21 protein-coding genes and 1 pseudogene are annotated in these 22872 nt (G+C 58.2%); 10 read left to right on the top strand and 12 right to left on the bottom strand.

What is annotated here, in order from left to right:
- Positions 1-66 precede the first annotated feature (66 nt).
- Positions 67-678: a LysE family translocator gene (locus tag ASB66_RS22655; protein WP_060719850.1), complete on the top strand. Its 612-nt coding sequence runs from the start codon at positions 67-69 to the stop codon at positions 676-678.
- A 24-nt stretch (positions 679-702) separates the two neighbouring features.
- Here the strand turns inward: ASB66_RS22655 and ASB66_RS22650 are convergent, their stop codons facing one another.
- From ASB66_RS22650 to petA, 5 genes are all read right to left on the bottom strand, one after another.
- Positions 703-1608, bottom strand: coding sequence for a HEPN domain-containing protein (locus ASB66_RS22650; RefSeq protein WP_060719851.1), 906 nt, complete (start codon positions 1606-1608; stop codon positions 703-705).
- Between the two features lie 31 nt (positions 1609-1639).
- Positions 1640-2182, bottom strand: coding sequence for an adenine phosphoribosyltransferase (locus ASB66_RS22645; protein WP_060719852.1), 543 nt, complete (start codon positions 2180-2182; stop codon positions 1640-1642).
- Between the two features lie 200 nt (positions 2183-2382).
- On the bottom strand, positions 2383-3237 hold the full coding sequence (locus tag ASB66_RS22640) for a cytochrome c1 (RefSeq protein WP_060719853.1): 855 nt from the start codon (positions 3235-3237) through the stop codon (positions 2383-2385).
- A 25-nt stretch (positions 3238-3262) separates the two neighbouring features.
- Positions 3263-4531, bottom strand: a complete 1269-nt coding sequence (locus ASB66_RS22635; RefSeq protein WP_060719854.1) for a cytochrome b — start codon at positions 4529-4531, stop codon at positions 3263-3265.
- Between the two features lie 13 nt (positions 4532-4544).
- Positions 4545-5141, bottom strand: coding sequence for a ubiquinol-cytochrome c reductase iron-sulfur subunit (gene petA, locus ASB66_RS22630; protein ID WP_060719955.1), 597 nt, complete (start codon positions 5139-5141; stop codon positions 4545-4547).
- 150 nt (positions 5142-5291) lie between these two features.
- Here petA and ASB66_RS26120 point away from each other — a divergent pair, with 150 nt between their 5' ends.
- Complete coding sequence (locus tag ASB66_RS26120) at positions 5292-5549, top strand: hypothetical protein (RefSeq protein ID WP_139191467.1); 258 nt, start codon at positions 5292-5294, stop codon at positions 5547-5549.
- Between the two features lie 292 nt (positions 5550-5841).
- A complete protein-coding gene (locus ASB66_RS22625; RefSeq protein ID WP_060719855.1) occupies positions 5842-6783 on the top strand; it encodes an endonuclease/exonuclease/phosphatase family protein in 942 nt (313 codons plus the stop codon).
- Positions 6784-7206: 423 nt separating this feature from the next.
- On the opposite strand, the gene ASB66_RS22615 is transcribed toward ASB66_RS22625, so the two are convergent.
- On the bottom strand, positions 7207-9084 hold the full coding sequence (locus ASB66_RS22615) for an ABC transporter ATP-binding protein (RefSeq protein WP_060719857.1): 1878 nt from the start codon (positions 9082-9084) through the stop codon (positions 7207-7209).
- 230 nt (positions 9085-9314) lie between these two features.
- On the opposite strand from ASB66_RS22615, the gene ASB66_RS27055 reads away from it, so the two are divergent.
- The gene (locus ASB66_RS27055; RefSeq protein WP_060719858.1) at positions 9315-11012 is read left to right on the top strand and encodes a methyl-accepting chemotaxis protein; all 1698 of its coding nucleotides are present in this window, start codon (positions 9315-9317) and stop codon (positions 11010-11012) included.
- Positions 11013-11166: 154 nt separating this feature from the next.
- On the opposite strand, the gene ASB66_RS22605 is transcribed toward ASB66_RS27055, so the two are convergent.
- Positions 11167-13026, bottom strand: a complete 1860-nt coding sequence (locus tag ASB66_RS22605) for an ABC transporter ATP-binding protein (protein ID WP_060719859.1) — start codon at positions 13024-13026, stop codon at positions 11167-11169.
- A 462-nt stretch (positions 13027-13488) separates the two neighbouring features.
- Between ASB66_RS22605 and ASB66_RS22590 the strand changes: the two genes are divergently transcribed.
- Both ASB66_RS22590 and ASB66_RS22585 read left to right on the top strand, forming a co-directional pair.
- Complete coding sequence (locus ASB66_RS22590) at positions 13489-13974, top strand: tRNA (cytidine(34)-2'-O)-methyltransferase (RefSeq protein ID WP_060719862.1); 486 nt, start codon at positions 13489-13491, stop codon at positions 13972-13974.
- A 237-nt stretch (positions 13975-14211) separates the two neighbouring features.
- Complete coding sequence (locus ASB66_RS22585) at positions 14212-15618, top strand: hypothetical protein (RefSeq protein ID WP_060719863.1); 1407 nt, start codon at positions 14212-14214, stop codon at positions 15616-15618.
- Between the two features lie 36 nt (positions 15619-15654).
- On the opposite strand, the gene ASB66_RS22580 is transcribed toward ASB66_RS22585, so the two are convergent.
- Both ASB66_RS22580 and ASB66_RS22575 read right to left on the bottom strand, forming a co-directional pair.
- Positions 15655-16614, bottom strand: a complete 960-nt coding sequence (locus ASB66_RS22580; RefSeq protein WP_060719864.1) for a flagellin N-terminal helical domain-containing protein — start codon at positions 16612-16614, stop codon at positions 15655-15657.
- 185 nt (positions 16615-16799) lie between these two features.
- Complete coding sequence (locus ASB66_RS22575; protein WP_060719865.1) at positions 16800-17078, bottom strand: hypothetical protein; 279 nt, start codon at positions 17076-17078, stop codon at positions 16800-16802.
- Between the two features lie 172 nt (positions 17079-17250).
- Here ASB66_RS22575 and hemF point away from each other — a divergent pair, with 172 nt between their 5' ends.
- The 3 genes and pseudogenes from hemF to ASB66_RS22560 all read left to right on the top strand — a co-directional run.
- Entirely contained in the window at positions 17251-18165 is a 915-nt protein-coding gene (gene hemF / locus ASB66_RS22570) for an oxygen-dependent coproporphyrinogen oxidase (RefSeq protein WP_060719866.1), read from the top strand.
- 196 nt (positions 18166-18361) lie between these two features.
- Entirely contained in the window at positions 18362-18649 is a 288-nt protein-coding gene (locus tag ASB66_RS22565) for a hypothetical protein (protein WP_060719867.1), read from the top strand.
- A gap of 207 nt (positions 18650-18856) precedes the next feature.
- Positions 18857-19024, top strand: a pseudogene (locus tag ASB66_RS22560) (DUF1059 domain-containing protein); the annotation flags it as partial.
- A 75-nt stretch (positions 19025-19099) separates the two neighbouring features.
- Here ASB66_RS22560 and ASB66_RS22555 read toward each other — a convergent pair.
- Genes ASB66_RS22555 through ASB66_RS22545 form a run of 3 tightly spaced genes read right to left on the bottom strand, consistent with a single transcriptional unit; the run spans position 19100 to position 21635 of the window.
- On the bottom strand, positions 19100-20362 hold the full coding sequence (locus ASB66_RS22555; RefSeq protein ID WP_114386943.1) for a CCA tRNA nucleotidyltransferase: 1263 nt from the start codon (positions 20360-20362) through the stop codon (positions 19100-19102).
- Positions 20359-21015 carry a CoA pyrophosphatase gene (locus ASB66_RS22550; RefSeq protein WP_114386941.1) on the bottom strand — a complete coding sequence of 219 codons (657 nt, stop codon included), beginning with the start codon at positions 21013-21015 and terminating at the stop codon, positions 20359-20361. Before ASB66_RS22550 ends, ASB66_RS22555 begins: the two co-directional genes overlap by 4 nt.
- The gene (locus ASB66_RS22545) at positions 21012-21635 is read right to left on the bottom strand and encodes a DUF1285 domain-containing protein (protein WP_114386939.1); all 624 of its coding nucleotides are present in this window, start codon (positions 21633-21635) and stop codon (positions 21012-21014) included. The genes ASB66_RS22550 and ASB66_RS22545 overlap by 4 nt, the downstream gene beginning before the upstream one ends.
- A gap of 200 nt (positions 21636-21835) precedes the next feature.
- On the opposite strand from ASB66_RS22545, the gene ASB66_RS22540 reads away from it, so the two are divergent.
- Positions 21836-22864, top strand: a complete 1029-nt coding sequence (locus ASB66_RS22540) for an AAA family ATPase (RefSeq protein WP_060719872.1) — start codon at positions 21836-21838, stop codon at positions 22862-22864.
- Positions 22865-22872 lie beyond the last annotated feature (8 nt).

The raw sequence follows: 22872 nt of genomic DNA, 5'->3' as shown, positions 1-22872 counted from the left end.
ATTCAAGACCGGACGGGCAAGTGGTGATCAAATGTCGCAAGGATCAACATAGCGCGGTCGCTCATCATGCCTCTCGATTTTTACCTGACATCCCTCATCATCGTCGCAACACCCGGAACCGGAGCGCTTTACACTCTGACGGTCGCACTGTCCGGTGGATGGCGAGCCGCAACCATTGCCGCCTTCGGCTGCACGCTCGGCATTCTGCCGCATATGGCAGCAGCCAGTTTTGGCCTAGCAGCTATACTGGCCGCAAATGAAACCCTCTTCCAAGCAGTCAAAATCGCCGGTGTCGTCTATTTGCTCTATATGGCAGCCAGCCTCTGGCGCGGCGGCGAAATCGAGATGAGCCAGGAGCAAACCCAGCCATACAATGCCTTGCGGATCATCGGCAAGGCCGTGCTGATCAACCTGCTGAACCCGAAACTCTCGCTATTTTTCCTGGCCTTCCTGCCGCAATTCGTTGATGGCAAGGCCCCGCAGGCCATCAGGCAATTCGTCCTCTGCTCGGGCCTGTTCATGGCGATGACATTCATCGTCTTCGCCCTCTATGGCTGGATGGCAAGCGGATTGCGCAAGCATATCCTCTCAAAGCCGAGGACGGTCAAAACGCTCTACAAAGGATTTTCCGCCGCATTCCTGCTGATGAGCGTCAGACTGGCGCTGACTGAGCGCTGACGCGAAGCGTATAAACAACGCTGGCTATTCGGCGGCGGCCAGTCTTTGACGGCAAACCATCTCTACAGCCTTCTGCAAACGTGTGACTGCATCAAACAGCCATTCCAACTCTTCGAGCGTGACAACATATTCTGTGGAGTAGCGCGCCTCGACATAAGCGCGATGCAGCCGGTCAAAACAACGGCGTGCCAAGCGGCTTTTTGCCGGCCACACGTCTCGGAGACGGGCATCATAGCTCTCGGCCAGAGGCCTGAGCTTCCGAAGACTGTGCAGCGGCGGGCTATAGAGAGTGAACACCAGCAGGACACAGTGATAGAAGCGTTCCGTCGCTTGATGGAGGTTGAAAGCTGCCTGTTTGAGCTGCATGTCCTTACTGGCATAGCCCGCCAGTGTCACGTTATAGACAGCGCTCGGAAACCAATCATCGAAATAGGCTTGCGCCCGCGCTTGTCTCTCTTCGGCAGTGATCGGCTTCGGTTCAGCAAAACTATAACCCAGCACCTCGTAAAGAGGAATGCCATCGCTAATAACATCGACAAAAAACGGCAGTCCCTGGGCCAGCTTGTCGTTCACGTCATGAAGCGAATGGACGATGAAATTTACCGGGGTTTTCAGGCGCTTGGTGACCTGCTCTTCGCGGATGATGCGGTCATGGGCCGTGCGCCAGAATTCATCCTCGTCGGCAAAGGTCTCCGTATTGACCACGACCAATATGTCGAAATCCGAGTAGTAGCCGCTGGCATGGTCCTCGACCCAGTTGCCACGCGCGTAGGAGCCGAACAGGAGGACCTTGAGAATCTGGCCTCCCTTGTTCTTTGCCGAAAGCCTACCCTTCTGCGCCTCGTCGAATTCCTCGAAGAGAATTTTCAAGACACGATCCAGCTCTCGCCTCTTGCGCAGCGGCAAATGGGCTAGAAGATCGTGATCCATCGCGGCATCCGTCGTTTCGGTTCAATAAGGATCAATGCCCGGAAAATTCCACCAGCGTGCGCACCTCGACCCCCAGTGCGTCCAGCTTCTTGCGACCGCCGAGATCCGGCAGGTCGATGACGAAGCAGGCGGAGACGACGTCGGCGCCGATCTGACGCAGTAGCTGCACTGCGCCGACGGCGGTGCCGCCGGTGGCGATCAGGTCATCGACCAGAATGACCTTTTCACCGGGCTGCACGGCATCGACATGCATTTCCATCTCGTCCACGCCATATTCCAGGCTATAGGCGATCCGTACCGTCGTGTGCGGCAGCTTGCCCTTCTTTCGGATCGGCACGAAACCGGCAGACAGCTGATGCGCCACGGCGCCGCCCAGAATGAAGCCGCGTGCTTCCATGCCGGCAATCTTGTCGATCTTCAGCCCGGCATAGGGTTGCACCAGTTCATCGACGGCGCGGCGAAAAGCGCGCGGATTGCCGAGCAGCGTGGTGATATCGCGAAACACGATACCGGGCTTGGGATAATCCGGAATGGAGCGGATAGCGGCGGAAAGTTCCTGGGAAATTTGAGTCATGGTCTGCCCGGCTGACGGAATTTCTAGTTGCGCCGGACCGTACTGCAAAAATTCTCAAATCGGAATCAATTTAAGGCTCTGTCCAGAGGGAATATGCCCCGCCATCGCCGCGGCGTGTCTGATGATATCAGGCTGACACAAAATACGAAAAAGGCGGCCCGAAAGCCGCCTTCTCGAAATTGCCTCACCCCAAGTAGCAATCAATGTTCCTTGTTAGCATAGACCGATTTCTTGGTCAGGTAGACCAGACCAGAGAAGATCAGCAGGAAGACCATGACCATGAAGCCAGTACGCTTGCGTTCTTCCAGATGCGGCTCGGCAGCCCACATCAGGAAGGCCGAGACGTCCTTGGCGTATTGATCAACCGTCTGCGGCGCGCCATCGTCATAGGTCACCTGCCCCTCGCTGAGCGGCGGCGCCATGGCAAGTGCCGAGGCGGCAGCGAAATACGGGTTATAATGGGTGCCTTCAGCCACCGTCACACCAGCCGGCGGGTCCTGATAGCCGGTCAGCAGCGCGTGGATATAATCCGGCCCGCCCTCCTGATATTGCGTGAAGATATCAAAGATGAAGGTCGGGAAACCACGCTCGATGCCGCGTGCCTTGGCCAGCAGCGACATGTCCGGTGGTGCGGCGCCATTATTGGCGGCAGCGGCGGCTTCATGGTTGGGGAAGGGCGACGGGAAATGATCCGAAGGCACGGCCTTGCGGGTATACATTTCGCCGGATGCGTTCGGCCCGTCCTGCACTTCGTATTCGGCGGCAAAGGTCTTCACCTGCGCTTCCGAATAGCCAAGGCCTTCCAGCGTGCGGAAGGAAACCAGGTTCATGGAATGGCAGGCGGAACAGACTTCCTTGTAGATCTTCAGTCCGCGCTGCAATTGCCCCTTGTCATATTTTCCGAAAGGCCCAGAAAAACTCCATTCCACCGGGGCTGGCTTGTGAATGGGGTAATGGGGCGTTTCGCCTTCCGCATGTTCCTGCGCAAGCGCTGCGGAAAAGCCTAGACCGGTGGCGAATGCCAGCGACAGGAGGCTTGTGGCAAGCTTCTTCATTGAGTTTATCCTCTCCCTGCCTGTCTCAGACATGCGCTTCGGCTGTTTTGCCATTCTTGGCCAGAACAGCCTCGGTAATCGAGTTCGGCACCCGCCGTGGCGTTTCCAGCAGACCAAGCAGAGGCATGATCACCAGGAAAAAGCCGAAATAATACAGCGTCCCGAACTGCGCCATGGTGGTGAATGTATCCGTCGGCTGACGTGAACCGAGCCAGCCGAGCAGAATGCAATCGGCGACAAAGATCCAGAAGAACAGCTTGTACCAGGGACGGTAAACGGCGGAACGCACCTTGGACGTATCCAGCCAGGGCAGGAAGAACAAGACGATGATCGCCCCGAACATCACCAACACGCCGCCCAGCTTGGAATCGATGAACAGCACGTTGAAGGTGATGGCGCGCAGCATGGCGTAGAACGGCAGGAAGTACCATTCAGGCACGATATGCGCCGGGGTCTTCAGCGGATCGGCCATGATGTAGTTGTCGGGATGGCCGAGGAAGTTCGGCATGTAGAAGATAAACCAGGCATAGGCGATCAGGAAGATCGACACTCCGAAGGCGTCCTTCAGCGTCGCATAGGGCGTGAACGGCACCGTGTCGGTCTTTGACTTCACCTCAACCCCGGTCGGATTGGTCTGCCCGGTGACATGCAGTGCCCAGATATGCAGGATAACCACGCCTGCGATCATGAAGGGCAGCAAGTAATGCAGCGAGAAGAAGCGGTTCAGCGTTGGCTGATCGACGGCGAAGCCACCAAGCAGGAAGGTCTGGATCCACTCGCCCACATAAGGAAAGGCCGAGAAGAAGCCGGTGATAACGGTTGCACCCCAGAAGGACATCTGGCCCCAGGGCAGAACGTAGCCCATGAAGGCAGTCGCCATCATCAGCAGGAAGATCACCACGCCGAGAATCCAGAGGATTTCGCGGGGTGCCTTGTAGGACCCATAGTAAAGACCGCGGGCGATATGCAGGTAGACGGCAATGAAGAAGAAGGACGCGCCATTGGCATGCATATAGCGCAGCAGCCAACCATGGTTGACGTCGCGCATGATCTTTTCGACGGAGTTGAAAGCAACAGTGGTTTCAGCGGTATAATGCATGGCCAGCACGACGCCGGTCAGGATCTGCACGACCAGCATCACGGCCAGCATGGCACCGAATGTATAGGCGTAGTTCAGATTGCGCGGTACGGGAAAAGCAATGAAACTATCATAGACCAAGCGCGGCAAGGGTAGCCGCTGATCGATCCACCGTGTCAGCCCGCTCGACGGCTGGTAACTGGAATGCCCACTCATCAATCTCTCCCCCTCAGCCGATCTTGATCACGGTATTGGATACGAACCCATAATTTGGAATATGCAGGTTTTCCGGCGCCGGACCTTTGCGGATACGGCCGGCCGTATCATAGACCGAGCCATGGCAGGGACAGAACCATCCGCCATATTCACCGGCCTGACCGAGCGGCACGCAGCCGAGATGGGTGCAGGAGCCGATCATCACGATCCAGTTTTCCTTGCCCTGCCCCGCCGAGCGGGCCAGATCGGTCGCCTGGGCGTCGTCGCCGGCATTGGCGTTGCGCGCCACCGGGTCCTTCAGCTGGGCAATCGGCACGCCCTTGGCTTCTTCCACTTCCTTGTCGGTGCGGTTGCGGATGAAGACCGGCTTGCCGCGCCACTTGACCGTCAGCGACATGCCCGGCTGAAGAGCCGAGACATCCACCTCGATAGAGGCCAGAGCCAGGGTCGAGGCATCGGGCCGCATCTGGTCGATAAAGGGCCAGGCCACAGCCGCAGCGCCAACTGCGCCCGCCATGCCGGTGGCGAGATAAAGGAAGTCGCGGCGCGTCGGCTCGCCCGCGCCCATGCCTCCGCCCGCAGTTTCAGTCTGTGTATTGTGTTCGCTCACGGTCAAACCATCCTCTTCGCATCGCCTGCGACAAACCGTTGGAGCGCCATGGGTCACTCTCACCCGCAAAGGACGCTCGATCACTTTTCATCCACCGCAATACCCGTTCAACGAGCAGGTCCTACGGCAGCGGTCCCCCTGACGGCATCCATGACGCCACAAAATCGCCATGGATTCTCCGCCTCCAAGTCAATTTCTATGCGCGCTGGTGAAATCTGTCCAGTGTTCAACCGCATCAGAGGCAACATGTCGCGGAAAACTTTAGGAAAACCAGGGATAAAAATTCCCCTGCAATTGCAGGGATTTGCGCTTTATCAAGAGCCAGGACATGAGAAGAGCCCTGTTTTTCACGCTTTTGGCTGCGAACCTGATTTGAAAAAAGTCAAGACTTGTGCAATGCGCAAGTGACTGTTGCGCTGCAAAATTTTCGTGATCTGCATGTGTAATCGTTGTGAGTTGACCTCGGGATTTTGGCGGTCTCGTTATGAAGCCCAAGGGTGCAGGCTTGATTGCAGGATATTGTCTTTTCGGAAATCAGGTTCCGTACCATCTGACAGGCCGTATGCACGGTGCTGGAAGCAGGGGACGACAACCGGAATCGGTTTAAAGATAAAATCATGCAACAAATAGAAAGTGTTATAGAAGCGCAGTCGACACCCTATAGGCTGCATGGCACTGCAATTCCGCAAAAGGCAAGAAGATGAAATCGATGCTGCTGCACATCATGGCAACCCTGCTCGTGCTTGCCCTTGGCCTGTTTGCCGTGCGTTACGCCACCAATTTCTGGGGTGCGGGAGTGATCTATAGTCTCCAGCTTCACGCCGGGCTGGCCATGCTGCTCATGGCGCTGTTCTGCCTGGCGCTACGCCCCGGCCTGTTCACCATGACGCTTCTGGCAGCCACACTGTTCATCGCCGGTCATGCCGTCTGGATGATTTGGGCCACCTTGCCGCAAACACCCCGGATTGATCTGGCGCGCATGCAGCCGTTCAGGGTCCTGTCCTTCAACGTGCTGGGCGACAACCTGGAAAACGGCGCCGCGATCACCGATTACATTCTCGAATCGGGTGCTGATGTCGCCTATGTGATGGAGGCGGCCCCCGTTTCGCTGCATCTCGACCGGCTGGTGAAGACCTATCCCTACCGGATCGGCTGCGGTGAACACACGTCGACCTGCGATCTGATGCTGTTGTCGAAATACCCGCTTGATATGGTCTATGTCGGCAATCTCAGCGATCTCAGGCGCGACCGGTTCGCCATGGCGAAAATCCAAATCGGCGGCACCGCCTTGCATCTGGCCGCCGCGCATTTGAGCAAGCCGTATTTCGACGGCTATCACATGGAGGAACTGGGAGAACTGGGTGATGTCTTGAGCGGCATCGATGGCCCTCTCCTGCTGGCTGGCGATTTCAACGCCTCGACGCTGGCGCCCGACATGCAGAAACTGCTGAAAGTCACCGGCATGACCACGACCGGGTTGGAGCCCGCCACCTGGCCCATCATCGGCGGCGCCTTCGGCGTGCCGATTGACCATATCTACATCCGCAGCCCGCTGATGGCGGCGAAACTGTCACGCATTCCCTCGAATTTCGGCTCCAACCATTATGGACTGATCACCGATCTGCTGCTGCCGAAGGGGTGAGGCCTAATAGTTCTATTGGCTTGTTGAGCCGCATTGCGGAATAATGAACTGCGACCCGGAAGGACGGCTCAGATTTTAGGTTCAGTAAATGGATTAGCAATGAACTTGCCGATCAGCATGCTCGCTGAGTGATTGTCCAGATGATAAGCGAATTCGAGAGCCCGCACGCAAAAGAGATCACTCATTCCAAGCGCCTTGAGAGAGTAGATTAGTCTTTCTTCCTTTCGGAAAACGATCTTTAAAAAGGTAATAGCCAGCCTCCAGCGAAGCGTCCTCATTTTCGTGAAAGACCCCTTCGTTTTCGTCATCTCATACATTGACCAGCCTGATTCATTTGGCGTAATATTCGTATTACGAACACGGTATCTATAGACAGCGCTGATCGTAAAGCGGACACACCTGGAAGGCAATGACGAGGCCATCCTATTCCGCTGCCCGATCCGCCTCCTCGCCGCCAATAAATCCCCCCGATTGACGCGCCCAAAGCTCGGCGTAGAGCCCGCCCCGCTCCACCAGTTCGTCATGGCTGCCTTCTTCGATGATACGGCCTTGGTCGATCACCACGAGACGGTCGAGGCTGGCGATGGTGGAGAGGCGGTGGGCGATGGCGAGCACGGTTTTGCCGGTCATCAGCTGTTCCAGATTGGACTGGATGGCGGCCTCCACTTCCGAATCGAGCGCCGAAGTTGCCTCGTCCAGCACCAGGATCGGGGCGTCCTTCAGCATCACCCGGGCGATGGCGATCCGCTGGCGCTGGCCGCCGGAAAGTTTCACGCCGCGTTCGCCGACATGCACGTCAAAGCCGGTGCGGCCGCGCTGGTCGACCAGTTTTTCGATGAAGCCCAGCGCCTCGGCCTGGTCGGCGGCGGCGCGCAGCTGCTCTTCGCTCGCCTCATCGCGGCCAAACAGGATGTTGTCACGGATCGAGCGATGCAGCAGGGCAGTATCCTGGGTGACCATGCCGATCTTGCCCCGCAGGCTTTCCTGCGTCACCGCGCGCAAATCCTGGCCGTCAATCCGGATGCCACCACCCTCGACATCGTAGAAGCGCAGCAGAAGGTTGACCAGCGTGGTCTTGCCCGCCCCGGAGCGCCCGACAATGCCGACCTTCTCGCCGGGTTTGATGGTCAGCGACAAATGATCGATGGCCCCCTTCTGCTTGCCATAGTGGAAGGACACATCCTCAAAGCGGATTTCCGGGCCAGTGACCGCAAGCACCTTCGCATCGGGCCGGTCCTTCAGGCCGATGGGCTGCGAAATCATCTCGGCGGCGTTCTGGATCGTGCCGATATTGCGCATCATACCGTTCAACTGGGTCATCATCCGGTTCATGAGCATGCTGAGGCGCAGCACCAGGCCGAGCGTAAACGCCATGCCACCCGCCGTCATCGCCCCGGAAAACCAGCGGTCGATGCAGACGGCAGCAATCATCAGGATCATGCCGCCCGACAGCAGTGCCAGCGAGGCGCGCACCCCTGTGATCAGCCGGGTAAAGGGTGCCTGCGCCGCCTGGAACCGCTCGAAACCGGCCCGGATGTAATGGTCGTTCTGCCGCTCGCGGGCAAACAATTTCAGGGTCTGGATATTTGCATAGCTATCCACCAGCCTGCCGGTCAGCGCCGAGCCAGCTTCGGCTGTGTCACGGGCATGGCGGCGGATACGCGGCACGAAATAGCGGGCCAGCACCGCGAAAACCAGCACCCAGACGGCAATGATTGCCGCCAGCACCCAGTCCAGTTGCGCCAGCAGCGCCATGGTGGAAATCGTATAGATCACCATGAACCAGGCGACTTGCAACAGCGAGGTCAGGAGATCGCCTGTCGCCTGTCCGCCCGCCCACACCTTGGTGGCAATGCGACCGGCAAAATCATTATGGAAGAAGCTCAGCGATTGGCGCGCGACATGGACATGGCTTTGCCAACGCACCAGGTTGAGAAAATTCAGCACCACGACCTGTTCTTCGACCAGCGCGCTCAGCGTGATTACCGCAAATCGGACGAAGACGACAACGGCGGCAATGCCCAGCAGTTCAAGCCCATGCGCGCCCAGCAGCCCCTGCCAGCCTGCGGCTTTGGGGACAGTATCGATCAGGTCCACCAACCGCCCGACGAACCAGAACATGCTGGCTTCCATGACCGCCACCGCGCCCCCAAACAGTGCCATGGCAAAAAACGCCCCCTTGGCCTGGCTCACGTAAAACCACACGAAAGCCATGGTGCCACCCGGCGGGCAAAGATCCGCACGCTCGGTAAAGGGATCGACCCAGCGTTCGAACAGGCGGATGACGGCGGCAATCAGCATGGGGCGGGACCTCGATAGAGCCGAACAGGACGAGTCGGTTCTCTCGCAAGTTAGGGCTATTGAGGACCAGGACAAAGGCGCCTGTGTCAATACGCCGATTATATTTGCGTGATCACCGCGAGGCCACCTGACCCGTCGTCGCACTGCATATATTCCTATCAATTGATATTAGACAATTTTAAATAACTCTTTGGTTGAATTCCCTTGAATAACAAGGATGGCTGTTTCCCATGACGTTTCGTAATTTGCTACAGGCCAACAAGCTGGCCGAAGACATCAATGCTATCTCGACATCTCAGGCAATGATCTGGTTCTCGCCGGACGGCAGGGTACTCGAAGCCAACGAAAACTTTTGCAAGGCGCTGCATTATTCGTTGGAAGAGATTGTCGGAAAACATCATCGGATGTTTTGCGAGGACGCGATCCGCAACTCGCCATCCTATGAGATCTTCTGGAAGGAACTCGCCAGCGGCAAGTTTCAGAGCGGACAGTTTCGTCGTCAGACCAAGGAACAGACCGACATCTGGATTCAGGCAAGCTACAATCCGGTTTTTCACAATGGGAAAGTCGTCCGGATTCTCAAGATCGCAACGGATATCACCAGGACGCGGATTGCCGCTCTTGATGACGAAAACCGCATTCGCGCCATCGACCAATCGCAGGCAATCATCGAGTTCGAGCCTGATGGAACGATTTCCAAAGCCAATCAGAATTTTCTCGATGCCATGAACTATAGCTTCGCCGAGATCGAGGGTAAGCACCACAGGCTTTTCTGCGATCCAGAATACACAAGGACAGCCGACTACGATAATTTCTGGATGAGGCTGCGTGCTGGCGAATTCATCGCCGACAACTTCGTTCGCTATGGCAAAGGCGGCAAGCGTGTCTGGATTCAGGCAGCCTATACGCCAGTGTTCAATTCCCGTGGTAAGGTCTACAAGGTGATCAAAGTCGCGACCGACATAACCTCTCGCATGGACGCCGTCGATCGGATCGGTGATGCCATCAGCGCGCTTGCGAATGGCGATCTCACGGTCGCAGTGACGGATCACATCGATCCAGCTTTGATGAAGACGCGCGATGATTTCAATCAGGCGGCCCGTTCGCTAGAGAAGACTGTAGCCGCGATCAGGCATTCGGCGGAGTTGCTGGCAGATAATGCGAAGGTCATTGGCGCCGTCTCCAACGACATTGCCAAAAATGCCGAGAGCCAGGCCGCTTCGGTGGAAGAAACCGCTGCGGCGCTCGACACGATCACCGCCACGGTTCAGGACTCCGCGTCTCGCGCGACGGGAGCCAGCACCCTGGTCACCAAAACCCGCGAACACGCGAAAGCCTCCGGACTGATCGTCAATGACGCGACGGATGCGATGAACCAGATCGAGGGATCATCAAAAGAAATCTCCAATATCATCGGCGTCATCGACGAGATTGCCTTCCAGACGAACTTGCTCGCATTGAATGCCGGTGTGGAAGCCGCACGTGCCGGTGAAGCTGGCAAGGGCTTTGCTGTCGTTGCCCAGGAAGTGCGCGAACTCGCGCAACGCTCCGCCGGCGCGGCAAAACATATCAAGGACCTCATCGCCACCTCAACCGCATCGGTTCAGCGCGGTGTCGGCCTTGTCTTCAAGACCGGTTCTGCCCTGACTGAAATTTCGGAGCAGGTCCAGGAAATCGACCATCATGTTCAGGCGATTTCCCAGGCGACGGGCGAGCAATTGCAGGGCATCAAGGAAATCAACGCCGCAGTCACCATTGTCGATCAAAGCACACAACGAAATACGTCCACGGTTGAAGAAGCCAGTGCCGCTGCACAGGAGCTTGCATCCGAGGCCGAAAAGCTGCGCGATCTGATCGGAGGGTTCAAGATATCAGGAACGACAAGCCCAATGACTGGCCGCGCAGTGTCTTCGAGAAGAGTGGCCTGATCGTCGGAAATGGAGCACACCTCAAATAACATCGCGCGAACCAGCGCGATGTTATTGTTTCCGAGCCAGATTTTCGAAAGCGACCTGTCTCAAAGCCTAGAACACCTTACTGAAAACCGGAATCAGTACGATGCTCTGATGCATGTCATGACATTCACTCCGCCGCCGTTTCCTGCACTTCGGTGGCCTCGTCTCCCAAAAACCCACCCGACTGGCGGTTCCACAGATCGGCATAGACGCCGCCCTGGCTGGCAAGCTGGTGGTGGGTGCCGGTCTCGATGATCCGGCCTTTGTCCAGCACCACCAGACGGTCCATTTCGGTCAGTGTCGAGAGGCGATGGGCGATGGCGATCACCGTCTTGCCCTCCATCAGGGCAAACAGGCTCTCCTGAATGGCGGCCTCTACCTCTGAGTCAAGCGCCGAGGTCGCCTCGTCCAGTACCAGGATCGGCGCATTTTTCAGGAAGACCCGGGCGATGGCAATCCGCTGGCGCTGACCACCGGACAGTTTCACGCCGCGCTCGCCCACCTGCGCATCCAGCCCGACCCGGCCCTGCATATCGACGAGGTGCTCGATGAAGTCCCAGGCATTGGCGCGTTTTGCCGCCTCGACCACTTCGGCATCGCTGGCATCCGGGCGGCCATAGGCAATGTTGTCGCGGATCGACCGGTGCAGCAGCGAGGTATCCTGCGTGACGACGCCAATCTGGCCGCGCAGGCTATCCTGGGTCACCGACCCGATATCCTGCCCGTCGATGGTGACGTGGCCCTTTTCGACATCGTAGAACCGCAGCAGCAGGTTCATCAGCGTCGTCTTGCCCGCGCCGGAGCGGCCAACCAGCCCGACCTTTTCGCCAGCCCGGATGGTCAACGAGAAATCATCGATCACGCCGCGCGTCTTTCCATAGTGGAAACGGACCTTGTCATAGACAATCTCGCCCTTGGGCACGGTCAGTGGCTTGGCATCGGGCTTGTCGGTGATGTCATGCGGCTTGGTCATCATCTCCATGCCGTCATAAACGGTGCCGATATTTTCAAACAGCGCCGACACTTCCCACATCACCCATTGCGACATGCTGTTGACCCGCATGGCAAGCCCGATGGCAATGGCGATAGCACCGACCTGGATGGAGGCCGTCAGCCACAGCCAGACAGACAGCGCGCCGATCATGAAAATCACCGTGCAATTGTTGAGATAGACCAGCACCTGGAACAGCGTCACCTTGCGCATCTGCGCATGCACGGATTGCAGGAATTCGTCCATGGCGCCCTTGGCATAATCCTCCTCCCGCCGTGTGTGGGAGAACAGCTTGACCGTGGCGATGTTGGTATAGCTATCGACGATCCGCCCGGTCATGGTCGAGCGGGTATCGGCCTGAAGCGCTGCGATCTTGCGCAGCCTTGGCACGTAATAGGTGACAATCGAGATATAGATGCAGAGCCAGATCAGCATTGGCACCAGCAGGCGCAGGTCAGCCGACGCAATCACCACCAGCATCGAGATAAAATAGGTGATGACATAGACGAAAACGTCCAGCACCTTGACCACGGTTTCGCGCACCGCGAGCGAGGTCTGCATCACCTTGGTCGAGACCCGGCCGGAAAACTCGTTGGCGAAAAACGTCATGGAATGGTTGAGCAGGAAGCGATGCATCTGCCAGCGGGCGATCATCGGGAAATTGCCCAGCAGGGTCTGATGCACGATCAGCGAATTGATCGTGGCAATGCCCGGCAGAAACACCAGGACCAAGGCGCCCATGCCCACCAGCCGCCAAGCCTCGGTTTGCAGGAACGTATCGCGGTTGGCATGCGACAGCCAGGTGACGATATCGCCAAGGAACTGGAAGAGCATCACCTCACCCACCGCAATCAGCATTACCAGCACAGCCATCAGCGCCAGCCAGCCGGCAGCGGGCCTGGTATAATGCCAGATGAAGCGAAACAGACCCTTGGGCGGCAGGCTGGGCTGCTTGGCCGGATAGGGATTGAGTTGGCGTTCGAACCAGCTAAACATCTTCAGTCTCCATCAGCTTGCCGGACCGATATAGCGTGTATCGCGGCAAAGCAACCGGGATAGGGCAACCGGGATATGCAAGCCCGGATCGGTAGACGGCGGCCAGCCGCGAAAGGACCAGCCGATTGACGGCATGACCGCCTGACCACAAAGGCTCAGGCGAAATCAGCCATGGGATTGAGAAAGACATCGCATCCTGCACGATTGCAGGTCAGGCGCTGCCGTTCAGATACATCAAGGAAAAATCGAGAATGCTCAGCGCTGTCGTAGATTTGGTGCAGCGGGGTGGCGCATCCAGTGGATATCGGTCATGCGTGCCTCCCTGTCTCGAGTGAAGATGCACTTTCAATAAAGACGCAGCGGGAAATTGAAAAGTCGCAATCGGAACGGCACCCTGTTTTGCGGTCGCACTGTTGCCCATCGACAACAGACAGGCCGCAGCGAAGCCGGTATTCAAACGCCATGACCAATAGCATCCCCGGCGTCTCCCCTTCTGCGCTCCGCATAGCCCTTTACCAGCCGGATATTCCCGGCAATACCGGCACGATCCTGCGGCTCGCCGCCTGCCTTGGCCTCGGTGTCGATATCATCGAGCCTGCCGGTTTCGACCTGTCGGACCGCAATCTGAAGCGGGCCGGAATGGACTATCTTGCCGCCGTCACCCTGACCCGGCACGTCAACTGGGCGCAATTTGAGGATTGGCGCAAGGAGAGCGGGCGTCGGCTGGTTCTGGCCTCCACCAAGGCGGCCATGCCCTATACCGAACTGACCTTCCAGCCCGACGATATCCTGCTGTTTGGCCGCGAAAGTGCTGGCGTGCCTGATCATGTCCATGACGGCGCAGATGCCCGCATCCTGATCCCGATGGTCGAGGGCCAACGCTCCATCAATGTCGCGATGTCGGCCGCCATGATTGCCGGTGAGGCGCTGCGCCAAACGCGGTGCTGAGCCCGCGGAATATACCGCAGCTCGTATCGTTTCATCGCGATAAACACCACACAGACATGTGCATGGAAATTTGGCTTTGCACAAAGCCAGCCGGTTCAGCCTGTGCTATGCTGGGTTGGATTTGCAATGATGGACGAATACCGTCTTTTCGTTAGTGCAAAAAAAATAAAGTAACAGTTGCTAATCGAATCGCGCGCCCATAAGTTGCAATGCAACAAAACACATGGGAGAAGACCAATGTTCGAGACAGCCTTCACCTTTGGCTTGACCCAATTCGCCCGGTCACTTTCGCTGCCGGAAAGGCTGCAAAAGCGGCCCTTGCGCAATGTCGCGCTGGAACCCTGGCGATTGCGCAACAGCAGCCTTGATGCGCTCTATTACGACATCCGGGCGCTGACCTCGGACGAGGCCTTCTATATCAGCGACGCATTGGCCGCCGAAGGGCTGATCATGATCGTGCCACCCACCGGCCAGGGCATGCTGACGCTATGCGAAACGGTGGATGAATATCTGCTGCGCGGTGGCCGCGAGGTCAGAGCCATGGCGGTGGCGGGTATTGGTGGCTCGGCTGCCGGGGCTGCCGCCTTTGCCCGCAATGTCGCCGACGCCATCGAGGCGCCGGTCTGCGCGGTGGTGTCCGGCTATGGACTTGGCGATGTCGTCGCGGAAGCGCTGGGCGGCGCGTTTTTCTTTGGCCCGCTGGGCTTTTTGCGCCGCAATTTCGAAATGATCGACGATCTGGTTGGGCGTCCGCAATTCGGCGCCTACCAGCGTCGCCCGAAACCATCGCAACCGCCGCGCCGCACCAGTCTCGATGCCGATACGGTCCAGGCGCTTCTTTGCCACCCGGATCTGCGGTTCAACCTCGTCACCGGCCATTCCAAAGGCAACCAGATCGTCGCTGAAGCGCTGAACGCGATCGAAAAAGAAGCACCCGAACGGCTTTCCATCTTGGCCGAGCGGTTGCAGATCATCACGTTCAGCACCCGGGTCGCGCTGCCCGCGCCGTTTTCGCCGCCCTTGGCGATCATCGGTGAACTCGACTGGTACGGCGAATTGAATGCCACGGCTCCGGTGACCAACATCGTCCGCGTCGCACGCGCCGGCCATTCGACCAACATATCCCTGCCGGGTGCGCTGAAAATCACCGATCTTTTGGTGAAGGCGCTGTCCGCGTCATCCGCCAATGCCTCGGACACGGCAAGAACAGACGCACCGGTTGAAAATGCAATTCCTTCGCTTTTGGCTCTGGTCGTTCCGCCTGTCGTGCCTGAAGCCAGTGCCCCCCAGGCCAGCGCCATGAACGACAATGACAGAAACGATGATGAGAGAGTTATCGTTGAGGAGCCGGTTTCATTGGAACCGGAACTGGAGCCATCTGCCGAACCCGTCGACACGACGGCAGCCGACAACACGCACGACGCCATCCGGCCGCAGCCTGCCGATGCGCAGCTCTCCGAGCCGGTTACCCCTGAAGACAATGCAGACACTGCGCAGATGCTGGCTCCTGACGGATTGGCTCCCGAAGCGCCCGTCCAAACGATTTCCGAGCCTGTCGCTATTGCCAATACGCCCGCGCCCGTTAAGCAAGCCAGCAATCAACCAGGCAATACCCGCAAGCGTAACAGATCGCGCAAGCGGTAAGGCGTGTTTGCAAAAGCTATCACCTTGGCACAGCTGTCACATAAACAGCTGTGCCAGGCTCTTCTGCTGGCTGTTGGCAATGCTGAGGGTGGCCGTCTGCAACTGGGATTGGACGCTTTGCGCCGAAAGCTTGGTGGCTTCCTCTTCCATATCGGCATCGGTCAAGCGGCCAATGCTGATCGTGGCGGTATCCTGTAGATCCTTCATCAAATCGGAGCTGTTAGAAATCCGGTTTTGGGTGGCGCCGACGGCGGCGCTGGCATCGGTCATGCTGGAAAGGATGGATTGGGTGGCACCGATCATCGCGTCGATCTGCGCATTCGACGTATCATTGGAAATGGCAATTTCCGCAGCAGTCGGTGCGGCTGGCGTCTGGGAGCCGACATTCATCAGATAATATTCGCTTGCACTTCCATCGGAGCCAATGGTCAGGGTCGAGCGCGTCAGAATGCCGTCGCTGGCATCGTTTTTACTGGTCAGCACGCTTTGCGCCGTGTCGAAATTCGTGACGTTGACCGCCAGATTGCCGCTGCCATCGGTGCCGACCGAGGACACCATCGAGGTCACTTTCGGTGACTGATTGCTGTCAAGCGCCAGCCAGTTCTGGCCGTTGAAGCTGGAAGACTGCGTCACGGTCGAAAGCTGCTCCTTGAGCTGGCTGATCTCGTCATTGATCGCCCCCTTGTTGGCACCGGCAGCCTTGGAGGCAATCAGCTTGGCCTGGATGTCGGAAACCAGCCCCGTTGCCTGCTCCAGCCCAAGGGCTGCGGTGTCGGAGACCGCAGCCGACAGTGCCGTGGCATCCTCGGCGCTCGACAGCGATAGGCTGTCGGATTTCATCGTCGTGGCAATCGACCAATAGGCGGCGTTATCAGAGGCGTCATCGACCTTCTTGCCTGTTGCAACCTTGGTCTGGGTCGCTTCAAGCGCCTTCGAAGACCCGCTCAGAAGAGACAGGGCCGATGCAGACGTGGAATTGATCGATACGGAATCCATGCTGCCCCCTTTAACGTCGTGGGCCTTAAAACGCCTAAATGCGCTTTGAAGAAAAATACCCCACAATGTAAGGGATTTATAATCTACGAGATATTTCCATCACCTTTCAGCAAAGACTGCAATTTTAACGATTAAGAAATATTCAACGCCAAGCTGCTGAGAAGGACGCCGGATCAGGCCAAGCCTCAATCCGCAGACGACAAACGCCGCATGGTAAACTCGATGGCATCGCCCTCCAGTTGCCGCCAGCTTTCCACTTCGGTCCAGTAGGCGGCCTTGGGAAAGGCATCGAACCATTCGCGTGCCTTGGCGCGCGCCTCTTCCCGGTTGAGGCGAAAGGTTTCCCGAATGAAGGGCGAGGCATCCCGTATCGCCTGCCCCCGTTCTTGTGTCTGCCGATCACGGTGGCGGGCAATCTGCCGTTTCAGGCCGTCGAGCGGCGGAAGAGGACGTTTTCCTGTCATGGTGACAATCCTTTCTAGACCCGGCCTTTCGAGACCCGATGATAAGCTATCCGCGACGGTTTTTCCAGTCTCAGGCGGTTTGGCGGCGATGGCACAACCGGGCCAGATCTGATAGTCACCGTGCTTCGATCAACACGCCGGGATCTGATGAAAGCGGCGACAGGGAGAGCATATGCAACGGCCCATTCTGCCCAAAGGCCTGCCTGAGGATATCGAGGCGAAAAAAGCCACCGCCCGCGCCTGGTTCGAAAGCCTTCGTGACCAGATCTGCCGGTCTTTCGAAGCGCTGGAAGACGAATTGACCGGCCCCTTGAGCGAGCGCGAACCCGGACGCTTTGTGCCAAAGGACTGGCAGCGCGAAGAAGGCCTCGGCGGTGGCGGACGCATGTCGATGATGAATGGCCGGGTGTTTGAGAAGGTCGGCGTTCATACCTCTACGGTGCATGGCGAATTTTCGCCGGAATTTCGCAAGCAGATGCCAGGTGCCGAGGAAGATCCAAGGTTCTGGGCCTCGGGCATTTCGCTGATCGCCCATCCCTGTAATCCGCATGTTCCGGCTGTGCATATGAACACCCGCATGGTGGTCACCACCAGCCAGTGGTTCGGTGGCGGGGCAGACCTGACCCCGGTGCTGGATCGCCGCCGTACTCAGGAGGATGCCGACACAGTGGCCTTTCATGCCGCGCTCGAATCCGCCTGTTCTGCCCATCCTGACATTGCCGATTATCCGCATTACAAAGCGTGGTGCGAGGAATATTTCTTCCTGCCGCACCGTCAGGAACCGCGTGGCATCGGTGGAATTTTCTTCGACTGGCTGCATGCCGGGGAAAAGTTTGACCTCTGGGCCGCCAATTTCGCCTTCGTGCAGGATGTCGGACGCAAGTTCGCCTCCGTCTATCCCGATCTGGTTCGGCGCAACTTCAACACGCCATGGACAGATGAAGACCGGGAGGAACAACTGGTGCGCCGGGGCCGCTACGTGGAGTTCAATCTGCTCTATGACCGCGGCACGATCTTTGGCCTGAAGACCGGCGGCAATGTCGAATCGATTTTATCATCGCTTCCGCCCCTCGTCCGCTGGCCTTGAGGCGAAAATCTGCTTCAGAATGGGCCTGATCGCAGCAGAAACCCCATAATTATAGGGGCTTTCGCTGCGATAACGTTCAATTCATATTATCTTGATTAACAAAAACTGCATTACAGGCCCGTTAATCGAAAATTAACATTGGCATGTCGCGTTCCCGTGTTATCCTGTCGCCTATGGAATGAGGAGGAGGATTGCAATGGCTACGCACAGCATGACTATTCCCACTGATATGACGAATTCCGCAGATCGGACCGGTCGCGACCGACTGATCGACACAGCGGAGCTGATTGATCGCATGGCGCATGACCTGAAAGCGTCCAGCGATGCCAACCTGCCGCATTGCTACTTTGTCGAACAGGCAAAATTGCGGCTTGCCGGCCTGCATGGCCGCGAACATCGCACCAACGACGCCCATAAAATGGTCAGCAAAAACACGGTCAACGGCCCAAGCTCGGTATTTTACGCCTGGGCGATGCCGGAATAAATAGTCTGGCGAAACAATAGTTTATGAAGGGGCGGAATGTCCCTTCATAACAATTGCCTTCATAACAATTGGAAGAGAGCGCCAAGCCGCTAGGCGAAGCGTTTGACAAGCTCCATGCAAAAATTCTTGAATAACAGGAAGCACTGACCTTTGAGGGGTCGTTGCCAACGACGCCTCACCGCAGCAATGCTTCGGGAGGAAAAAACCATGAAACAATTCGAATGTGGAAGTCTCGTACCCGGTTGCGAATGGCATACGCGCGCCAATGAAGAGGCCGAGGTGGTGCATCGCGCGGTCGAGCATATGCGTATGGTGCATGGAGAAAGCGTGATCCGCGAACATATGGTACAGAATGTCCGTGCGCGCATTACCGATACAAGCGATGACGACACCGCAGCGCATAAGCACAGCACGACACCCAAACAAAGTGATCGGGCCGCCTGATCGCGATCAACCCGATGGCGTAACCGCCTCTTTGAGCCGGGAGAGAAGCTTTTCCCGGCTAAAGGTGAAATTTGCCTGAACCCAGCTGTCTTCCAGCGTCGCAAGCACCCGGCCAATTTCGGGACCCGGCGCAAGACCGGCGGCAATGGCGTCGCCTCCGGTGATGGGAAAGACGGGCTTTTCGAAAGCCCGCGCCCTTTGCAGCAGCCGGAACCAGCGCGCCGAAGCGGCCATGCTGGCCGTATCGCCCTCTGCCTTGGCACGGGCCGCTGCCAGCGACAATTTCAACTGTGCGACGATGCCCGGTTTGTCTTGCCGATAGAGCAATCGGTCGAGAGCGAGGTCAGCCATGTCGTCCTTGATCTTCGGTACTGTGGCAAAGCGCTGTAAAAACTCGGCCTCGGCCCGCGACAGTTTCAGCCGCTCAGCCAGCCCCTTCATCCGTTCAGGATCATTCGGCACCATCGCCACAAGCCGCAACAGTGGCTCCGCCTGCCAGTTCAGGGCGATTTCCGTGGCGATCAGGCCCGGAATGGCGTCGATCCCCCATTTTTCCGTTTCCGGTAGGATCGCCGTCAACACGCCCGATTGGCGCATCCACAGCAGCGCCCGGCCCGGATCTTTGGCGGAAAGCAGCTTTTTCGTCTCCGACCAGACCCGCTCGGCAGACAGCCGGTGCAATTCATCACGCGCTGCCGCACAGGCCCGCAGGCCATCGGCATCCGGGCGTCCGCGTCCGTACCAGGCAAAAAACCGGAAGAAGCGCAGCACCCGCAGATAATCCTCGGCAATCCGCAGGCGGGCATCGCCAATGAACCGCAGCGTGCCGGTTTCAAGATCCGCCAGCCCGCCGACCGGATCGATCACTTCGCCAGACGCCGTAGCATAGAGCGCATTGATGGTGAAATCCCGCCGCTCGGCATCCACCTGCCAGTCGGTGCCGAACGCGACCTCGGCGTGGCGGCCATCGGTTTCCATGTCGCGCCGCAGCGTCGTCACTTCAAACGGCTTGCCGCCGATCACCAGTGTCACCGTGCCATGCTCAATGCCTGTTGGCACTGCCTTGATGTCCGCCGCCTCGGCCCGGGCCGTCACTTCGGACGGAACAAGCGTTGTGGCGAGATCGATATCGCCAACCGGCTCCCCCAGCAGGCTGTTGCGCACCGCGCCGCCCACCACCCGTACCTCGCCGCCATCGGCGTTCAACAGAGTAAAGACCTTGGCCAGCGCCGCATCCTGAAACCAGGGCTGATCCGCAACCGTCGTCATGCATAAAGCCTTTCATAAAGCGTGCGCAGAATGCCTGCGGTGATGCCCCAGATCTGGCGCTCGCCATAGGGCATCACATAAAAATGCCTAGTCGTCCCATTAAAGACTTTGCTGTCGCGGCGGTGATTGTCCGGGTCCATCAGGAAGGACAGCGGCACCTCGAACACATCGGCCACTTCATCCGGGTTAATGGTCAGGCGAAATCCCGGCTGCACCACCGCCAACACCGGCATGATGCGAAAACCGGTACCGGCGAGATAATGCGGCAGGCGTCCGACCGTCTCGACAAAGCGCGGATCGAGGCCGATTTCCTCTTCCGCCTCACGCAGCGCTGCCGCTTCCGGGCTTGCATCTTCCTCATCGATACCGCCGCCGGGAAAGGCGATCTGGCCGGAATGCTTGCGCAGTGTCGTGGTGCGCTGGGTCAGGATGATCCGCGCATCATCGCCATCATCCACCACCGGCACCAGCACGGCGGCATCCTTCAGCCGCAGGCCTTCCAGCTTCAGCAGGATATCGGTATTCAGCACGTGATCGCCATGGTCGCGCCAGGCGGTTTCCAGCGGCGCGCCGCTCTGGTTAAGCGCCCGTCGGCGAAATTCATCGGCGGTAAAGCCCGGCAGGGTCAAATCGTTGCGCTCGGTTTCCATCATGATGCCAGTCCATCCAGATCCGCCGCTGGCATCACGGCAAAAGTCTGACAGCCGGAGCGAATTGCAAACATCGCTTGCCCGTCGATATCCACCACCTCGCCCAGCGCCATCAATTCATAGGTCACGGCACGCGATACCAACGCCTCCAGCCGTCCGCGCACGGCAAGATAGGGCTTCAATTGCTGGTGTTCGCCCTCGATCACAAACCGCAGTGGATGCTCAGGCCCGGCCTCAACCAGATCGCCAACATTGGTGCGAAAGGTCAACACAGCTTCGCCATCCCTTGCGCCAACCGTCATTTCCACGGCGACGAAATGGGCGTCTGCGACCTTGATTCCCAGTTTTTCCACAGGCGTGACCAGATAGGTCCGCCCATCCTCGTCCTTGCGCAGCACGGTTGAAAACAATCGCACCAAGGGTGCGCGGCCAATCGGCGTGCCGAGATAGAGCCAACTGCCATCGGCCTGGATTTCCATGTCGATATCGCCGCAAAACGGCGGATTCCAGCGCTCGACCGGTGGAAGGCCGGGCTTGCCCCCTGCCGTCTGGTCGGCGGCGCGGGCAATCATCGCGGCCAATCCAGCCGCATCGCCCGCCTCAATGTTTTCATCGCCTGCCATGTTTGCGTCCCGGTTTTAACCTTATTAGATATCGAAGTGAGACATGGGACACGAGATAGTCATTTCAAACCCGCTTGTCAGCCGCCGCCTGGGGAATAAGTTAGATAAACTGTGCCGATACACGTAATGATCGATTCTTCTGGCAATCGGCACAGGCCTGCCTTACCTACCAATGACGATATGAGCCAACGGAGACCGCCATGGGCATGATCAACACCACGGACACCGCGCTCGATGAAAAAGCCATCGTCGCCCAAGCCGAACAGGCCCTGGCCGAAATTGCTAGCGTGCGCGCCGAGGTCTCAAAGGTGATTTTCGGGCAGGAAAAGGTGGTGGAAAACACCCTGCTGGCCATTCTCTCCGGTGGCCATGCGCTGCTGGTCGGTGTGCCGGGCCTGGCCAAGACCAAGCTGGTGACGACGCTTGGCACCGTGCTGGGGCTGGACGCCAACCGCATCCAGTTCACCCCCGACCTGATGCCATCAGACATTCTCGGCACCGAGGTGATGGACCAGGACGAGCATGGCCGCCGCTCCTTCCGCTTCGTCAAGGGGCCGGTGTTTGCGCAATTGCTGATGGCCGATGAAATCAACCGGGCCAGCCCCCGCACCCAATCCGCCCTGCTGCAATCCATGCAGGAATATCACATTACCATCGCCGGTCAGCGCTATGACCTGCCCGCCCCTTTCCATGTTCTGGCCACACAGAACCCGCTGGAACAGGAAGGCACCTATCCGCTGCCGGAAGCCCAGCTCGACCGCTTCCTGTTGCAGGTCGATGTCGGCTACCCGGATCTGGCGGCGGAACGGCAGATCCTGCTCGACACAACCGGTGTCGGTGACAGCCATGCCAGCGCCGTGCTGGATGCGCCGCGCCTGCTCGATATTCAACGCCTGATCCGTCAGATGCCGGTGCCTGATAGCGTGGTTGATGCCATCCTGTCGCTGGTGCGCGCCGCCCGGCCCGGTCAAGGTCATACCGAAACCGACAAGCATGTCGCCTGGGGTCCAGGTCCGCGCGCCGGACAGGCCTTGATGCTCTGCGCCCGCGCCCGTGCGCTTTACGAAGGCCGTCTTGCGCCATCGATTGACGATGTGCACGCGCTGGCCGAACCGGTGCTTCAGCACCGCATGGCCTTGACCTTTACGGCCCGTGCCGAAGGCATGGCGGTGCGTGACGTGATCGCCAGCTTGATTAAACCAAGCCTCATTAAGCACAGTAAAGCGTGAGGGGGCGG

Origin of the sequence: Gillisella vitis (assembly GCF_001541345.2) — a bacterium.
GTDB lineage: Bacteria > Pseudomonadota > Alphaproteobacteria > Rhizobiales > Rhizobiaceae > Allorhizobium > Allorhizobium vitis.
This window is presented reverse-complemented; position numbering and strand designations above follow the sequence as displayed.

Excerpts from the sequence above, each read along its gene's own strand:
- ASB66_RS22655 (WP_060719850.1), top strand. The coding sequence starts at position 67 with ATGCCTCTCGATTTTTACCTGACATCCCTCATCATCGTCGCAACACCC.
- ASB66_RS22650 (WP_060719851.1), bottom strand. The coding sequence starts at position 1,608 with ATGGATCACGATCTTCTAGCCCATTTGCCGCTGCGCAAGAGGCGAGAG.
- ASB66_RS22645 (WP_060719852.1), bottom strand. The coding sequence starts at position 2,182 with ATGACTCAAATTTCCCAGGAACTTTCCGCCGCTATCCGCTCCATTCCG.
- ASB66_RS22640 (WP_060719853.1), bottom strand. The coding sequence starts at position 3,237 with ATGAAGAAGCTTGCCACAAGCCTCCTGTCGCTGGCATTCGCCACCGGT.
- ASB66_RS22635 (WP_060719854.1), bottom strand. The coding sequence starts at position 4,531 with ATGAGTGGGCATTCCAGTTACCAGCCGTCGAGCGGGCTGACACGGTGG.
- ASB66_RS26120 (WP_139191467.1), top strand. The coding sequence starts at position 5,292 with ATGACGCCACAAAATCGCCATGGATTCTCCGCCTCCAAGTCAATTTCT.
- ASB66_RS22625 (WP_060719855.1), top strand. The coding sequence starts at position 5,842 with ATGAAATCGATGCTGCTGCACATCATGGCAACCCTGCTCGTGCTTGCC.
- ASB66_RS22615 (WP_060719857.1), bottom strand. The coding sequence starts at position 9,084 with ATGCTGATTGCCGCCGTCATCCGCCTGTTCGAACGCTGGGTCGATCCC.
- ASB66_RS27055 (WP_060719858.1), top strand. The coding sequence starts at position 9,315 with ATGACGTTTCGTAATTTGCTACAGGCCAACAAGCTGGCCGAAGACATC.
- ASB66_RS22605 (WP_060719859.1), bottom strand. The coding sequence starts at position 13,026 with ATGTTTAGCTGGTTCGAACGCCAACTCAATCCCTATCCGGCCAAGCAG.
- ASB66_RS22590 (WP_060719862.1), top strand. The coding sequence starts at position 13,489 with ATGACCAATAGCATCCCCGGCGTCTCCCCTTCTGCGCTCCGCATAGCC.
- ASB66_RS22585 (WP_060719863.1), top strand. The coding sequence starts at position 14,212 with ATGTTCGAGACAGCCTTCACCTTTGGCTTGACCCAATTCGCCCGGTCA.
- ASB66_RS22580 (WP_060719864.1), bottom strand. The coding sequence starts at position 16,614 with ATGGATTCCGTATCGATCAATTCCACGTCTGCATCGGCCCTGTCTCTT.
- ASB66_RS22575 (WP_060719865.1), bottom strand. The coding sequence starts at position 17,078 with ATGACAGGAAAACGTCCTCTTCCGCCGCTCGACGGCCTGAAACGGCAG.
- hemF (WP_060719866.1), top strand. The coding sequence starts at position 17,251 with ATGCAACGGCCCATTCTGCCCAAAGGCCTGCCTGAGGATATCGAGGCG.
- ASB66_RS22565 (WP_060719867.1), top strand. The coding sequence starts at position 18,362 with ATGGCTACGCACAGCATGACTATTCCCACTGATATGACGAATTCCGCA.
- ASB66_RS22555 (WP_114386943.1), bottom strand. The coding sequence starts at position 20,362 with ATGACGACGGTTGCGGATCAGCCCTGGTTTCAGGATGCGGCGCTGGCC.
- ASB66_RS22550 (WP_114386941.1), bottom strand. The coding sequence starts at position 21,015 with ATGATGGAAACCGAGCGCAACGATTTGACCCTGCCGGGCTTTACCGCC.
- ASB66_RS22545 (WP_114386939.1), bottom strand. The coding sequence starts at position 21,635 with ATGGCAGGCGATGAAAACATTGAGGCGGGCGATGCGGCTGGATTGGCC.
- ASB66_RS22540 (WP_060719872.1), top strand. The coding sequence starts at position 21,836 with ATGGGCATGATCAACACCACGGACACCGCGCTCGATGAAAAAGCCATC.